The sequence below is a fragment of the Streptomyces caniscabiei genome (assembly GCF_014930365.1).
GTDB classification, from domain to species: Bacteria; Actinomycetota; Actinomycetes; order Streptomycetales; family Streptomycetaceae; genus Streptomyces; species Streptomyces caniscabiei.
The window spans coordinates 99401-114859 of the sequence record NZ_JABXWI010000007.1; the positions used below are offsets into that span (position 1 = coordinate 99401).

Consider the following 15459-nt stretch of genomic DNA (forward strand, 5'->3'; position numbering starts at 1 on the left):
GCAGGGGCTGCGCCCCGTGCTTTTCGCCCCGAAAGGGCCGCAGGCCTCTTTCAGGGGCGCGGGGAACTGCGCGACCAGCCCCCACCGAAGGGACACTTGGGGGTCGAAGGGGCGCAGCCCCTGGGATGGGACGGGTAGGGGCGGCGGGGGCGAGAGAACGCACCCCCACCCCCTAGGCTGCCCCCGTGGCTCTGGACCCCTGGCTGATCGCACCGACCGTGGCCGCCGCGCTCTGGGGCGCAGCCACCGGCACCCTCCTCCCCCGCCCCGCCTACCGCTTCACGGTCGACGAGGACCACCCCTGGCACCGCACATGCCCCGCCGGCCACCCCCTCACCGGCCCGGCGAACGGCTGGCTGGGCCCCGCCCGCTGCACCGCACGCTCCCCCGAGGCCGCCTGCACCTACGGCCCCAGCACCCCCACCGTCGCCGCCGCCACCGCCCTGATCTGCGTCAGCCTCGCCCTGACCACCGGCAGCCGCCCGGAACTCGCCGTCTGGCTCCTCCTCGCCCCCCTCGGCGTGCTCCTCACCCTCGTCGACCTCGGCGCCCAGCGCCTCCCGGACCCCCTGACCTTCTCCTTCGCGGGCCTGGCCCTCGTACTCCTGGGCGCGGTCGCGTTCGTACCCGAGCACGCCGGACAGTGGCGCACGGCGCTGTACGGCGCCCTGGCCCTCGGCGGCCTGTACTTCCTCTTCTTCCTCGTCCGTCCCATGGCCCTCGGCTTCGGCGACGTGAAACTCGCCCTCGGCCTCGGCGCCGTCCTCGGCTGGTACGGCTGGGGCGCGCTGTACCTCGGCACCTTCGCCGGCGCCCTCATCGGCAGCGTGTACACCGTGGTGACACTGGCCAGGGGCCGCGCCGTCCGCCGGCAACTGGTGGCCCTGGGCCCGTTCATGATCGCGGGAGCGTACGTCGGCCTCCTGCTGGAGGCGTACGCGGCGTGAGGCGGCCCGCCCTGCGGAGTTGTCCACAGGCAGACGGCCTGACGTCGGCCGGTCCGGGCCCCTGGCGTAGGCTGGCCCGGTCAGTTCAACCCTTACGAAAGGGACGCCCCCGGTGACCGAGAAGGCCGATCTCCAGTCCGTTCTCGACCGTGCCGCCGAGGGCGGGAGGATCACGCCGGAGGAGGCGCTCGACCTCTATCGCGACGCCCCGCTGCACGCCCTCGGCGCCGCCGCCGACGCCGTGCGCAAGCGCCGGTACGCGGGCACGGAGCACATCGCGACGTACATCATCGAGCGGAACATCAACTACACGAACGTGTGCGTCACGGCGTGCAAGTTCTGCGCGTTCTACGCCCCGCCGACGGCCAAGGACAAGGGCTGGACGCGCGATCTCGACGACATCCTGCGCCGCTGCGCGGAGACCGTCGAGCTGGGCGGTACGCAGATCATGTTCCAGGGCGGGCACCACCCGGACTACGGCGTGGAGTACTACGAGAAGCACTTCGCCGCGATCAAGAAGGCCTTCCCTCAGCTGGTCATCCACTCCCTCGGCGCGTCCGAGGTGGAGCACATGGCCCGGATCTCCAAGGTGAGCGTCGAGGAGGCCATCCAGCGCATCCACGCCGCCGGACTCGACTCCTTCGCCGGAGCCGGAGCCGAGCTGCTCCCGGCCCGTCCCCGCAAGGCCATCGCGCCGCTCAAGGAGTCCGGCGAGCGCTGGCTGGAGATCATGGAGACCGCGCACAACCTGGGCGTGGAGTCCACGTCCACGATGCTCATGGGCACCGGCGAGACCAACGCCGAGCGCATCGAGCACCTGCGGATGATCCGCGACGTACAGGACCGGACGGGCGGCTTCCGGGCCTTCATCCCGTATCTCTACCAGCCGATGAACAACCACCTGAAGGGCCGCACCCAGGCCACGATCTTCGAGTACCTGCGGATGATCGCGATCTCCCGGCTCTTCATGGACAACATCGCCCACATCCAGGGCTCCTGGCTCACCACCGGCCAGGACGCGGGCCAGCTCACCCTGCACTACGGCGCGGACGACCTCGGCTCGATCATGCTGGAGGAGAACGTCGTCTCGGCGGCCGGCGCCAAGCACCGCTCCAACCTCCAGGAAATGATCGACATGATCCGTACGGCGGGGCGGGTCCCGGCCCAGCGAGCCACGACGTACGAGCACCTGGTGGTCCACGACGACCCGGCGAACGACCCCGTCGACAAGCGCGTCATGTCGCACATCTCGTCCACGGCCATCGAGGGCGGCACGGCCCACCCCGAACTGAAGCTGCTGAACGCCAACTAGGGCCCCCGTGCTGACCATTCACGCCGCCGACGAGGTACGGCGCACCTGGGACGACCCGGAGCCGATCAAGGGCGGCGCCGTCGTGGTGGACGGCACCCGGGTCGTGGGCATGGGCACGCTGGCCGAGGTCCAGGAGCGATTCCACGGGGCCCGGGTGCGTCACTGGCCCGGCGTCCTCGGGCCCGGCCGGGTGCACAAGGGCCCCCTCCCGGAGGCCCCCTCCCCACGCGAACGCGTCCACGCGGTGCTGAAGGCGGGCGGCGTCGCGGTTCTGGAACAGCACGCGCACACCCCGGAACTGCGTGCGGCCGCCGAGCGCAACCATGTGGCGGTACTGCCATCGCCGAGCCCCCCGACGATCGTCGAGCTGGGCCGGGCAGACCTGGCGGTCTTCGACGAGGCCGGGGACATCTGTCTGGCCACGGTGTGCGCCGGGCGCCTGATCCACCGCCGGCGATAAAGGGGCGCGGGGCTGTATCGACGTGCGGCTCCGCCGCGCGGGCGCGATCAACCACGAACGACCGGCACTCCGCATACGGCAGAAGCCCCCGAGCTCATCCCGAGAACGCCTCCCCGAACGCCCCGTCCTCCTGCTCCACCCCACTGCAGTCGACCAGCTCGTCACTCGCCCCGTCTCCACACTCCCGATCCCGGAACGTCGCCCACATCGACACCCACGCCACCCCCTTCTCCTCCGCGAACTCCCGCACCTGAGCCGCGTCCTCCAGCGTGAACGTCTCGTTGTCGACGTCGTTGACCCCCAGCATCGAGGTCATCGCCAGCGCCCCCCACGCCGTCGACCCGCTCGTGCCGAAGACGTCCATCAGCTGCCCGTGCGTCGCCTCGGCCGCCCGCTCCGCGTAGTCGCCCATGTCACCGTCGTACGAACTGGCGTAGTTCATGGTCATGATGTTGACCGTGGTGACGAGGACGGCGTGGTCGTTGGCCGAGTCGAGCAGGGCCACCCCGTCGTCGTCGAGGCCGGACGGCATGACGGGGAGGGTGAAGGAGACGGAGAGGTCGGGGCGGTCCTTCTGGAGGAGCGCGATCGCCTCGGAGCGCAGGCCGACGGAGTCGGAGTCCTTGAGCGCGTCGCCCTCGACGTCGAAGTCCGCCTCGGTCGAGCCGGCCGCGTCGAGCGCCGCGCCGTACGCCTCGGCGAGCTCGTCCGCGCTGTCGCAGGCCTCGGCCAGCTCCGTCCCCGAGGCGCCGCCGAACGAGACCCGCACCGACGCCCCCGTGCCGGTGAGCGCCGCGACACGGGACCTCACCGCCGTGTCGTCGATCGCCTCCGTGCCGTTCCACGTGGGCGTGCACGCGTCACCGTCGGCGATCACGAACGCCAGGTGGTACGTGGTGGCCGACCCGGCGTCGTCGAGGCCGGAGGCCTCGGTGGCGTTCACGTACGGCGCGTAGGTCGTGGAGGTCGTGACCGGGGACGCGGACGCCGGCGCGGTCGGGGGAGCGGGGGACGCCGTGGGCGTCGCGGCGGCCCCCGTCGGGGACCCGTCGGTGTCCGTGGTGCAGCCCGCGCAGGCCAGGACCACCAGACACAGCAGACCGACGGCCGGTTTCAGGCAATTGCTCACGGTGCTCATGACGGCAATGAAGCACAGGCGCCTGTACCGCAGGGGTGTTTCCCGATGAAGAGCGAGGCCGCCGCCGTGACGCGCTACGGGCCGGGCGCCGCACCCGCGTCCGGCCCGTACTGCCACAATGGGCCCGTGACCCGCGCATCCCTGGACAAGCAGCCGCACGAAGTCGCCTCGATGTTCGACCGAGTGGCGAAACGGTACGACCTGACCAACGACGTGCTGTCCCTCGGACAGGACCGGCGCTGGCGCAAGGAGGTCGCGCGCGCCGTCGACGCCCGCCCCGCGCAGAAGATCCTCGACCTCGCCGCCGGTACGGGCACCTCCTCGCTGCCCTTCGCGCAGACCGGCGCGTACGTCGTGCCGTGCGACTTCTCCCTCGGCATGCTCCAGGTCGGCAAGGAGCGCCTGTCCTGGCTGCCGTTCACGGCGGGCGACGCCACGAGGCTGCCGTTCAAGGACGACACCTTCGACGCGGTGACCATCTCCTTCGGCCTGCGCAACGTGCAGGACACCGACACCGCGCTGCGCGAGCTGTACCGGGTGACCAAGCCCGGCGGCCGCGTCGTGATCTGCGAGTTCTCCCACCCGACCTGGACGCCGTTCCGGACGGTGTACACCGAGTACCTGATGCGCGCGCTGCCGCCGGTGGCGCGCGCGGTGTCGTCCAACCCCGACGCGTACGTCTATCTCGCCGAGTCCATCCGCGCCTGGCCCGACCAGGCGGGCCTCGCCGAGCGCCTCCGGAAGGCCGAGTGGGAGAAGGTCGCCTGGCGGAACCTCTCGGGCGGGATCGTCGCGCTGCACCGCGGCTTCAAGGCCCCCGCGTAGGCACCGGCGACGGCCGAAGTCCGGCCTTCGATAACGGAGTTCACCCGCACGAGGGATGTCCGCCGGGGAATCCTGTTGACGGGAACCGGTCAACAGAAACTACCGTCCGTTGATACACCGGCACGCACCGGTGACATCTGACGACGGGGGTTCGATGACGTCCTACTGCCCGCACTGCGGGACACCAGGCCCTGCCGAGGCGCGCTTCTGCGTGAAGTGCGGCGGGGAACGCATGCTGGTCCCCCCGACGACGCCCCCCGTCGGGCCCCCGGCCCCACCACCACCGACGGCGCCGCCGGGCGCGCCCCCCGTCGGGCCGCCGCCACCTCCCGCGTACGTTCCCGCGTACGTTCCCGCCCCCGCGCCCCCCTCGCCCGTCGGCGCCTTCTTCGGCCGGGCTTTCCGCGGCGACTGGGGCGGCTCCGCGGCGGCCGCGCTCTGGCCGGTGGGGCTGCTCCTCGCCGCCGCGCTCGCCCTCGCCGTCCCCTCGTACGGCCAGGGCGCCGCGGACGAGGACGACTTCGTCGGCTTCGGCGACCGTCTGGGCCTCGCGCTCGCCGCCCTCCTCCAGGGCCTCGGCGGCGGCTTCGAGATCTCCGGGAGCGAGGGCGGCGACTTCGCGGGCGACTACCGGTCCGCGGAGGCCGCCTTCACCCTGACCCTCGTCCCGCTCACGGTGACCGTCCTGTTCGTCGGGGCGCTGTTCCTCGCCGTACGGCACCTGCGCACCCGGATGGTGACCCGCGCCGCGTACGCCGGGGCCGGCGGGGGAGTGCCCGGGGCGGGAACCGGCGGCGGCCGCAGCGCCGGGCTCGAAGCGGCCGTGCGGGTCACGCTGCTGGTGACGGCCGCCGTCCTGCTGCTGGGGCTGTTCGCGCAGCCGGAGATCGCGCACGTCGAGGCCTCGACGTCCCCCTGGCGCGCCGCGCTGGGCGCGCTGCTGCTCACCGCCGCCGTCTGCGTCGGCCTGCTGCAACGCGACGACCTGGCCGCCTGGCTCGCCGTCCGCCCCGGGCCCCGGACCCTGTTCCGCGCGACCGGAACGGCCGTACGCGCCATGGTGATCGTCCTCGCCCTCTGCTCGCTCGTCACCTTCGTCGTCCTCGCGGCGAACGACGAGTGGCAGGCCGAGTGGGAGGAGGACCTCAACCCGCTCCTCCTCGTGCTGTTCGTCCTCCCCAACCTCGCCATCACCCTCCTCGGCCTCTCCTGGGGCGCGTCCGTCCAGGGCGAGGCGGGCCGTACCCGGTACGGGGACGACACCTCGTACGACTCCTCCGGCGACTACGGGCTCGTGGAGTCCGGCCCGTACGGCGACTACGAGCGCGAGTCGTTCGGCCTCTCCGAACTCGGCGACGCCGTCAACTCCTGGGCGGTCGTGGGCGCGTTGACGCTCGGCGCGGTGTGCGCCCTGGTCCTCGGGGTCCTCGCGGCCCGCCGTTCCTCGGGGCGCGGCGAACAACTCCTCGCCGCCGGCGTCTTCTTCGGGCTCTTCCTGCTCCTCGCCGGCGTCAGCGGCCTCGGCATGGAGACGTCCGGCTCGGCGACGGCGGAACTCAGCACCGAGTTCGCGGTCGCGGGCCAGGTGGACGTGGGCCTCGACATCGCCGAGGTGCTGCTCTTCTCGCTGCTGTGGATCTTCGCCGCGGCCTTCCTCGCGCCCTATCTGGTGCAGATGGCGGGAGCGCGTACGGCGGTGATCCCACCGCCCGTCCCGGCGATGCCGAGCAGCGGACCGACGCTGGGCCACGGCGTCCCGGGGCAGCCCACCGCCCCGGCCCCCTACGAGCCTCCGCTCGTCGAACTGGGCCACCACCACCTGCCGCCCACCGAGCCGCCCAAGTCCCGCAGCCGCACGCTGACCTGGGTGCTCACCATCGCGGCGGCCTTCGTGATCGGCGGGGGAGGAGCGGCGGCGATCCTGCTCTGGCAGAAGTAGGAACCGGCCCCTGGGGCCTGTCGTTTGGATCACGCCTGGGCCGCGGGGCGTGGCACGCACATCTGCGGCGTTGTCGTCAGTCCCCAACGCTCCGCGTTGGCTGCCTCCTCCGCCTTGCAGCTGCACGCGCCATGCCCCGCTCACCGGCAGCCAACAGGAGCCGTCGCCCGCAGTCGGCATGATCCAAACGGCAGGCCCTAGCGGAGAACCGCGAACGGGTCCCCCGGCTCGTCCAACGCCCTGCGCAGGCCGGGCGGCGGCCCGCCGGGCCGGGGCTCCCGCACGCCCCCGCCGTCGTCGCCCGACTCGAACCACACGGTCACGGCGGCCCCGCGCGGCACCCGCACGCCGGGCGGCGGGTACTGCCGTACGACGTGGTCCACGACGGTGCGTGCGAAGTCGGGCCGGTCGGGCGCGGCGAGGAGCACCCCGCCCGCCTCGGCCGTCTCGCGCGCGTCCACGGCCATCAGCCCGACGAACCGTGGCACACGCACTTCGGATGACTTGGGTGTTATGCGCACAGATGTTCACCCCCAGCGGTACCGGCAGGGTAACCGCCGAGCGCCCCCGCCCGGAAGCACTGCGTGGCAATCTGCGGCAAAGCGCTACGGTGGGTGACGAGTTGCCGAAATCCCGAACAGCCGGATCGCCCAACAGCCGGATCGCCCAACAGCCGGATCGCCCAACGGCCGGATCGCCCAACGGCCGGGCGCCGAACCGCGGGACGCGGAACTGCGGGACGCGGAACCGCCTGGCGGCTACCGGGATTCATTCGCAGTGCTCCGGGGTTCACCCCGGAGGTGAAGCGGATCTCATGCCTGCGACGCGGAGCGTCGCGGTGTCGTTCCGGCGGAGCCGGACTGTGTGCTGCGGCGACGGGTGAAGGTTCGCTCGCATGTTCCCGATGACGGCACTCGTTCGATCTGCCTAGTGTGATCGTCATGCAGCTCCGGTACGCCTTCCGCGTGTACCCGGATGCGGGTCAGCGGATCGCAAACGGACCGTGGAGCGGTCCTGGCTGGATGAGGTGTCCGCGGTGGTCCTGCAGCAGTCGCTGCGCGACGCCGAGGCCGCCTACAAGAACTTCTTCGCCTCCCTCAAGGGCACCCGCAAGGGCCCGAAACTGGGTGCGCCCCGGTTCAAGTCCCGCAAGGACGCCCGGCAGTCGATCCGGTTCACCGCAAACGCCCGGTGGAACATCACCGACAAAGGGCGCCTGAACCTGCCGAAGATCGGGGCGGTGAAGGTGAAGTGGTCCCGCACCCTGCCCGCCACCCCCACCTCCGTCACCGTCATCAAGGACGCGGCCGGCAGGTTCTTCGCCTCCTTCGTCATCGACACCGACCCCGCCGAAGACGCCGCCCGGATGCCCGAGTCGGACCAGAGCATCGACCTCGGCCTCACCCACTTCGCCGTCCTCTCCGACGGCACGAAGATCGACTCACCCCGGTTCCTGCGCCGGGCGGAGAAGAAGCTGAAGAAGGCCCAGAGGGACCTGTCCCGCAGACAGAAGGGATCGAAGAACCGGGAGAAGGCACGCCTGAAGGTCGCCCGCGCCCATGCCAAGGTCACCGACGCCCGCAAAGAGTTCCACCACCAGCTCTCCACCCGGCTGATCTCCGAGAACCAAGGAATTGCCGTGGAGGACCTGTCGGTGACGGGACTGGCGCGTACCAGGCTGGCCAAGTCCGTCCACGACGCGGGCTGGACGGCGTTCGTGACCATGCTGGAATACAAAGCGGAACGGTACGGACGCACCCTCATCAAGATCGGCCGGTACGAGCCGACGAGTCAGGTCTGCTCCACCTGCGGGATCAAGGACGGTCCCAAACCCCTGCACATCCGGGAATGGACATGTACCGCCTGCGGCACGGTCCACGACCGGGATCACAACGCCGCACTCAACGTGAAACAGGCCGCCGGACTGGCGGTATCAGCCTGCGGAGCGCCGGTAAGACCAGAATCCGTTCTGGCGCAGCGCGAAGAAACAGGAAGCCACGGATTCCCCACCGGAAACCGTGCCGCGTAGCGGCACAGCAACCGGTGGGAAAGGCCAGAATCCTCGCCCTTCAGGGCGAGGAGCATGTCAAAGCGTCAGTCGGTAGCAGTGGCCCGGACGGCCCGAGACGGGTGTCGTGAACGTCTCCGCCAGTTCCATCCCCAGCCGCCGCGTGACGGCGATGGACCGCTCGTTGCGCGCGTCGACCATGGCGACGACGCCGCCGACACCGGCCGCCCGCACCCGCTCCAGGGTCTGGGCCGCGGCGGCGGTCACGTACCCCTTGCCCCAGTGGTCGCGGGCGAGCCGCCAGCCGATCTCGATCTCGCCGGTCGGGCCCCACGCGCGGGGCCACGGCTGGGCCCCGGTGAAGCCGATGGCCCGGCCCTCCTCGTCGAGCAGCGTCCACAGGCAGAACCCGTGCTCGGCGTCGTGGCGGCGCTGGCGCGCGGTGAGCTCCTCGTAGACGGACAGCTCGGCCGACCGGCCGCCGTGGAACTCCATGACGTCGGGATCGTCGAAGATCCGGTGCCAGGCGAAGGCGTCCTCGTCGGTGGGGACACGCAGCCGTACGTCGGGCAGAGCTCGGTTCACAGGGCAGCCCTTCAGCCGATGATCGGTACCGCTGAATAGACTGCCCATGTCCGACGACCGTCGGCACATGTTTTCCGGCCGTCCGGTTCCCCGGGCGTCCAGCAGGCCTTGCTCCGATCCCGCTGCATCGATCCTTCTACTTCTTGGGGAGAACCCGTCGTGACCGAGCCCCAGCCCCTTACCGAACACACCGCCGATGTGATCGTCGTCGGGGCCGGGCCAGCCGGTTCCACCACCGCGTACTACCTGGCCAAGGCCGGGCTGGACGTACTGCTCCTGGAGAAGACCAGCTTCCCCAGGGAGAAGGTCTGCGGCGACGGCCTCACCCCGCGCGCCACCAAGCAGCTCGTGGCGATGGGCATCGACATCTCCGAAGAGGCCGGCTGGCTCCGCAACAAGGGCCTGCGGATCATCGGCGGCGGCGTCCGTCTCCAGCTCGACTGGCCGGATCTCGCCGCCTACCCGAACTACGGACTCGTCCGCAAGCGCGACGACTTCGACGAGCAACTCGCCCGCCAGGCGCAGAAGGCGGGCGCCCGGCTGTACGAGCAGTGCAACGTGGGCGCGCCGATCATCGACGACCGCACGGGCCGGATCACCGGTGTGCACGCCAAGCTCGGCGACGAGAAGCGCGAAGTCACCTTCCACGCCCCGCTGGTGGTCGCGGCCGACGGCAACTCCACCCGGCTCTCCCTCGCGATGGGCCTGCACCGCCGCGAGGACCGTCCGATGGGCGTCGCGGTCCGCACGTACTTCACCTCGCCGCGCCACGACGACGACTACCTGGAGTCCTGGCTGGAGCTGTGGGACAAGCGCGGACCCGGCGAGGACCGGCTGCTCCCCGGCTACGGCTGGATCTTCGGCATGGGCGACGGCACGTCCAACGTCGGTCTGGGCGTGCTCAACACGTCCTCCGCCTTCAAGGAGCTGGACTGGCGCGACGTCCTGAAGGCCTGGTGCGCGTCCATGCCCGAGGAGTGGGGCTACACCCCCGAGAACATGACCGGGCCCATCCGCGGCGCCGCCCTCCCGATGGCCTTCAACCGCCAACCGCACTACACCAAGGGCCTGCTGCTGGTCGGCGACGCCGGCGGCATGGTGAACCCCTTCAACGGCGAGGGCATCGCCTACGCGATGGAATCCGGCCAGATCGCCGCCGACGTCATCGTCCAGGCCCACGCCCGCGCCACCCCCGGGCAGCGTGAACTCGCTCTCCAGCGCTACCCGCAGGTCCTCAAGGACACCTTCGGCGGCTACTACACGATGGGCCGCGCCTTCGTGAAGCTCATCGGCAACCCGAAGATCATGAAGCTCGCCACGCAGCGGGGCCTGACCCACCCGCTGCTGATGAAGTTCACCCTGAAGATGCTGGCCAACCTGACCGACCCCACCGGCGGCGACGCGATGGACCGCATCATCAACGGCCTGAGCAAGGTGGCCCCGAAGGCCTGACCCGGGCCCGGCGGGGCGGCCACCGCGCCCCGCCCACGCGGGCCGAACCCCTGTGCGCCCCCTGGGGGTCCGCCGCCGTCCCGGAGCGCGGAACACCTGGGGGGTGGGGTGAAAGGCGCCCTGCGGGGCGCCTGTGGCCTTTCCCGGGCAGCCCGAGGGCCGCTGTCCCCTACGGGGAGAGCGGCCCTTCGAGAATGTCCTGGGCGACCGCGTGGGTCAGAGCACGCGCACCGCGCCCGTCGCCGGGTAGCCGGAGAGGTCCTGGATGACGACGCCCTTGGAGGGGTTCGCCGCGTCCAGGTACTGGCCGTTCCCGACGTAGACACCCACGTGGTACGCCGAACCCTTGGCGCCCCAGTACAGGATGTCGCCGACCTGGAGGTTCGACAGCGAGACCTCGGTGCCCTGCATCGACTGGTCCTGCGAGACCCGGGGAAGGTCCACGCCGACCTGCTTGAACGCGGCCTGCACGAGCGAGGAGCAGTCCCACGCGTTGGGGCCGGTGGCGCCCATGACGTAGGCGTCGCCGAGCTGCGCCTTCAGGAACGAGATGACCGTGCCGACGCTGCCGGAGGCGGGCGCCGTCGCGGTCGAGGTCGCCGTCGACGAGTTGGTCGAGAGGGTGGCCCGCTCACTGTCACGCGAGGCACGCTCGGCGGCGGCCTTGCGCTCGGCCTCCTCGGCGGCCTTCTTCCGGGCCTCTTCCTTCTTCGCCTTGGCGAGGTCCTTGTCGGCCTGCTTGGCCGCCTCTTCGGCGGCCGCGTCACGCTCGGCCTGCAGCTGGTAGTCGGCCGCCATCGCCTGCGTGGCGTCCGCGGACTGCGCGGCCTGCGTGGCCAGGTCGGCCGTGAGGGTGGGCAGTTCGAGCGTCTGCGTCACCGGCTCCGCGGCGAACGCGGCCGTCGACGCGCCGGCCACGGCCACGGTGCTGAGAACGCCACCGGCGACTCCGGCGCGCATCGCGATCGAGGACGCGTTGCGGCGGGGCTTCCGGTGGCTGCGTATGTGAGCGGTGTGGGACATGGGTACAAGCGGTACCAGCGACTCCTCCATACCTTCAAGAAACGTGTGCTGCGCCACAGTTGTTCAACGGAGGCCGCAAATTCCTCCCGCGTCACTCTTTATTGACGCCGTAACGGGCATAGCGGACAGGGTCGAACAGGCCTTTGATCATGCGCTTTCGTGATTACGCCCGAATTGCCCTGCGCTTACCATCGATCGCAGCGAGTGGCCAAGGCCGGTTGATTTGATCTCGGTCCGATGTGGCGCAGGTCACGGAACGGTCACCCGCTCCGGCGGCGTCCCGCGCGGGAGTGGCTCCGCCCGGCGCTCGTGAATGCGTGCACACGTCCACATCCGTCGCGGGACCTCCCCCCGGGGTGTGAACGGGGTGCTCTATCAAGGGGTCCCGTCCAGCACCAATTTGCATGCAGCGGAACTCTCTTGATATGGAGACGACCTGCGTGACCAGCGGTAACGAGCTAAAATGTCACTTCTGGTGATCAGTCTGGCGCTTCGTGTACGAAGATCGTCGCTCATCCGACTTCATGATCCTTCGTCAGGTGGTGGAGATCACAAACTCGGTGCTGCACCCGTGTCGCAGATCACAGACCGGCAGGCATAGGATGCGGGGCAGTTGGGCTTGTGACCTGCTTCACATGTTCGCGATCTTCGTCGAGACAGGCGGGGTTCGTGTGGCCGGTGGGGCGGGAGAGCAGGACCCACGCAATCCGCCAGCAGTCAGTGCCGACTGAGAGGAGCGAGGAGCGGTGAACGCCTATGCGCCCATCCTCGTACTGGGAGCCCTCGGGGCAGGCTTTGCGATCTTCTCCGTGATCATGGCCACGCTGATCGGCCCGAAGCGCTACAACCGGGCCAAGCTCGAGGCTTACGAGTGCGGGATCGAGCCCACCCCCACGCCGGCCGGCGGCGGGCGTTTCCCCATCAAGTACTACCTGACGGCGATGCTCTTCATCGTCTTCGACATCGAGATCGTCTTCCTCTACCCGTGGGCCGTCACCTTCGACGCCCTGGGTGTTTTCGGGCTCGTGGAGATGCTGCTCTTCGTGCTCACCGTCTTCGTCGCCTACGCGTACGTCTGGCGCCGCGGCGGCCTGGAATGGGACTGAGGGGCCTTTAAGCCATGGGACTCGAAGAAAAACTGCCGAGCGGTTTCCTGCTGACCACCGTCGAGCAGGCCGCGGGCTGGGTACGCAAGGCATCCGTCTTCCCCGCCACCTTCGGCCTCGCCTGCTGTGCCATCGAGATGATGACCACGGGCGCGGGGCGCTACGACCTGGCGCGCTTCGGCATGGAGGTCTTCCGCGGCTCGCCGCGCCAGGCCGACCTGATGATCGTGGCCGGCCGGGTCAGCCAGAAGATGGCGCCGGTGCTGCGGCAGGTCTACGACCAGATGCCGAACCCGAAGTGGGTGATCTCCATGGGGGTCTGCGCGTCGTCCGGCGGCATGTTCAACAACTACGCGATCGTCCAGGGCGTCGACCACATCGTCCCGGTCGACATCTATCTCCCGGGCTGCCCGCCACGGCCCGAGATGCTGATGGACGCGATCCTCAAGCTCCACCAGAAGATCCAGACGTCCAAGCTCGGTGTGAACGCGGAGGAAGCGGCCCGCGAGGCCGAGGAGGCCGCGCTCAAGGCACTGCCCACCATCGAGATGAAGGGGCTGCTGCGATGAGCGACGCGAACGGCAAGAACGGCAGCGGCGGCTCGAACGGGGTGAACCCCGAGAAGGACCTCGCCGCCTCCAACCTCCCCGGCCAGCGCGGCGACGGCGGCGAGGAGATCCGCGTCCAGCGCGGCATGTTCGGCGCGAACAACGGCGGCGACACCTCCGGCTACGGCGGCCTGGTCCGCTCCATCCGGCTCCCCGGCGAGGCCGTCCGCCCCTACGGCGGCTGGTTCGACGAGGTCGCCGACGAGCTGGAGGGCGCCCTGGAGGAACAGGGCCTCGTCCCCGAGAACGTGATCGACAAGACCGTCGTCGACCGGGGCGAGCTCACCTTCCACATCGAGCGCGAGCACCTGCTCCGCGTCGCCCGCACCCTCCGCGACGACCCGGCTCTGCGCTTCGAGCTGTGCACCGGCGTCTCCGGCGTCCACTACCCCGGCGACAAGGGCCGCGAGCTGCACGCCGTCTACCACCTGCGCTCGATCACCCACAACCGGCTGATCCGCCTGGAGGTCTCCGCCCCCGACGCCGACCCGCACATCCCGTCGCTCGTCCCCGTCTACCCGACCAACGACTGGCACGAGCGCGAGACGTACGACTTCTTCGGCATCGTCTTCGACGGCCATCCCGCACTGACGCGGATCATGATGCCGGACGACTGGCAGGGCTTCCCGCAGCGCAAGGACTATCCCCTCGGCGGCATCCCCGTCGAGTACAAGGGCGCCCAGATCCCGGCTCCGGACCAGCGGAGGTCGTACTCATGAACACGCAGCACGCATCCGCCGAGTCCGCCGCCTCGGCGCGCGAGACCACCGAGGGCACCGTCTACACGGTCACCGGCGGCGACTGGGACGAGGTCGCCGAGACCGCCGCCCGGTCCGACGACGAACGCATCATCGTCAACATGGGCCCCCAGCACCCGTCCACCCACGGAGTGCTCCGGCTGATCCTGGAGATCGACGGCGAGACCGTCACCGAGGCCCGCTGCGGCATCGGCTACCTCCACACCGGCATCGAGAAGAACCTCGAATACCGCACGTGGACGCAGGGCACCACGTTCGTGACGCGCATGGACTACCTGACGCCGTTCTTCAACGAGACGGCGTACTGCCTCGCCGTGGAGAAGCTCCTCGGCATCGAGGACCAGATCCCCGACCGCGCCACGATCATCCGTGTGCTCCTGATGGAGCTGAACCGGCTCTCCTCCCACCTGGTGTGCATCGCCACCGGCGGCATGGAGCTGGGCGCCACCACGATCATGATCTACGGCTTCCGTGATCGTGAACTCATTCTCGACATCTACGAGCTGATCACCGGCCTGCGCATGAACCACGCGTACATCCGGCCCGGCGGACTCGCCCAGGACCTGCCGCCCGGCGCGGTGGACCAGATCCGCGAGTTCGTGAAGAAGATGGACAAGAACCTGCCCGAGTACGACAAGCTCGCCACCGGCAACCCCATCTTCAAGGCCCGGATGCAGGACGTCGGCCACCTCGACCTGACCGGCTGCATGGCCCTCGGCGCCACCGGCCCGATCCTGCGCTCCGCCGGCCTCCCGCACGACCTGCGCAAGGCCCAGCCGTACTGCGGCTACGAGACGTACGACTTCGACGTCCCGACCGCCGACACCTGCGACTCCTACGGCCGCTTCCTGATCCGCCTGGAAGAGATGCGGCAGTCCCTCAGGATCGTCGAGCAGTGCCTGGACCGGCTGGAGCCCGGCCCGGTCATGGTGGGCGACAAGAAGATCGCCTGGCCCGCGCAGCTCGCCCTCGGACCGGACGGACTCGGCAACTCCCTGGACCACATCAAGAAGATCATGGGCACATCCATGGAGGCCCTGATCCACCACTTCAAGCTGGTGACCGAGGGCTTCCGCGTCCCGCCGGGACAGGCGTACGCGGCGGTCGAGTCGCCCAAGGGCGAACTCGGGGTGCACGCCGTGTCCGACGGAGGCACCCGCCCCTTCCGGGTCCACTTCCGCGACCCGTCCTTCACCAACCTGCAGGCCATGGCGGCGATGTGCGAGGGCGGCCAGGTCGCCGACGTCATCGTCGCCGTCGCGTCCATCGACCCCGTGATGGGAGGCGTCGACCGGTGA

General features: G+C 70.2%; 14 protein-coding genes and 1 pseudogene. 11 read left to right on the plus strand and 4 right to left on the minus strand.

Annotated features, from left to right (window positions below):
* Positions 1-191 precede the first annotated feature (191 nt).
* The 3 genes from HW837_RS20420 (at position 192) to HW837_RS20430 (ending at position 2719) form a co-directional block, all read left to right on the plus strand.
* Complete coding sequence (locus HW837_RS20420; RefSeq protein ID WP_196789967.1) at positions 192-947, plus strand: prepilin peptidase; 756 nt, start codon at positions 192-194, stop codon at positions 945-947.
* Positions 948-1059: 112 nt separating this feature from the next.
* A complete protein-coding gene (mqnC, locus tag HW837_RS20425) occupies positions 1060-2259 on the plus strand; it encodes a cyclic dehypoxanthinyl futalosine synthase (protein WP_093789508.1) in 1200 nt (399 codons plus the stop codon).
* 7 nt (positions 2260-2266) lie between these two features.
* On the plus strand, positions 2267-2719 hold the full coding sequence (locus tag HW837_RS20430; protein WP_193380514.1) for a hypothetical protein: 453 nt from the start codon (positions 2267-2269) through the stop codon (positions 2717-2719).
* A gap of 94 nt (positions 2720-2813) precedes the next feature.
* On the opposite strand, the gene HW837_RS20435 is transcribed toward HW837_RS20430, so the two are convergent.
* Positions 2814-3857, minus strand: a complete 1044-nt coding sequence (locus tag HW837_RS20435; protein WP_196789953.1) for a chitinase — start codon at positions 3855-3857, stop codon at positions 2814-2816.
* Between the two features lie 126 nt (positions 3858-3983).
* Here HW837_RS20435 and HW837_RS20440 point away from each other — a divergent pair, with 126 nt between their 5' ends.
* Complete coding sequence (locus HW837_RS20440; protein WP_045559591.1) at positions 3984-4682, plus strand: demethylmenaquinone methyltransferase; 699 nt, start codon at positions 3984-3986, stop codon at positions 4680-4682.
* 154 nt (positions 4683-4836) lie between these two features.
* Positions 4837-6621 carry a zinc ribbon domain-containing protein gene (locus tag HW837_RS20445; RefSeq protein ID WP_193380515.1) on the plus strand — a complete coding sequence of 595 codons (1785 nt, stop codon included), beginning with the start codon at positions 4837-4839 and terminating at the stop codon, positions 6619-6621.
* Between the two features lie 197 nt (positions 6622-6818).
* On the opposite strand, the gene HW837_RS20450 is transcribed toward HW837_RS20445, so the two are convergent.
* Positions 6819-7142, minus strand: coding sequence for a PASTA domain-containing protein (locus tag HW837_RS20450; protein ID WP_064744255.1), 324 nt, complete (start codon positions 7140-7142; stop codon positions 6819-6821).
* 420 nt (positions 7143-7562) lie between these two features.
* On the opposite strand from HW837_RS20450, the pseudogene HW837_RS20455 reads away from it, so the two are divergent.
* Positions 7563-8650: pseudogene (locus HW837_RS20455) on the plus strand (RNA-guided endonuclease InsQ/TnpB family protein).
* Between the two features lie 57 nt (positions 8651-8707).
* On the opposite strand, the gene HW837_RS20460 reads toward HW837_RS20455, so the two are convergent.
* Positions 8708-9214: a GNAT family N-acetyltransferase gene (locus HW837_RS20460; RefSeq protein WP_045559353.1), complete on the minus strand. Its 507-nt coding sequence runs from the start codon at positions 9212-9214 to the stop codon at positions 8708-8710.
* 159 nt (positions 9215-9373) lie between these two features.
* On the opposite strand from HW837_RS20460, the gene HW837_RS20465 reads away from it, so the two are divergent.
* Complete coding sequence (locus HW837_RS20465) at positions 9374-10666, plus strand: geranylgeranyl reductase family protein (RefSeq protein WP_045559354.1); 1293 nt, start codon at positions 9374-9376, stop codon at positions 10664-10666.
* 216 nt (positions 10667-10882) lie between these two features.
* Here HW837_RS20465 and HW837_RS20470 read toward each other — a convergent pair whose 3' ends face one another.
* On the minus strand, positions 10883-11719 hold the full coding sequence (locus HW837_RS20470) for a C40 family peptidase (RefSeq protein ID WP_045559355.1): 837 nt from the start codon (positions 11717-11719) through the stop codon (positions 10883-10885).
* Between the two features lie 716 nt (positions 11720-12435).
* On the opposite strand from HW837_RS20470, the gene HW837_RS20475 reads away from it, so the two are divergent.
* The 4 genes from HW837_RS20475 to HW837_RS20490 are packed head-to-tail and all read left to right on the plus strand — an operon-like array spanning position 12436 to position 15459.
* Positions 12436-12795, plus strand: coding sequence for an NADH-quinone oxidoreductase subunit A (locus HW837_RS20475; RefSeq protein WP_009310323.1), 360 nt, complete (start codon positions 12436-12438; stop codon positions 12793-12795).
* Positions 12796-12809: 14 nt separating this feature from the next.
* On the plus strand, positions 12810-13364 hold the full coding sequence (locus HW837_RS20480; protein ID WP_003998928.1) for a NuoB/complex I 20 kDa subunit family protein: 555 nt from the start codon (positions 12810-12812) through the stop codon (positions 13362-13364).
* Positions 13361-14122: an NADH-quinone oxidoreductase subunit C gene (locus HW837_RS20485; RefSeq protein ID WP_045559356.1), complete on the plus strand. Its 762-nt coding sequence runs from the start codon at positions 13361-13363 to the stop codon at positions 14120-14122. The genes HW837_RS20480 and HW837_RS20485 overlap by 4 nt, the downstream gene beginning before the upstream one ends.
* Positions 14119-15459 (plus strand): NADH-quinone oxidoreductase subunit D, encoded by a 1341-nt coding sequence (locus HW837_RS20490; protein ID WP_045559357.1) that lies wholly within the window; start codon positions 14119-14121, stop codon positions 15457-15459. The genes HW837_RS20485 and HW837_RS20490 overlap by 4 nt, the downstream gene beginning before the upstream one ends.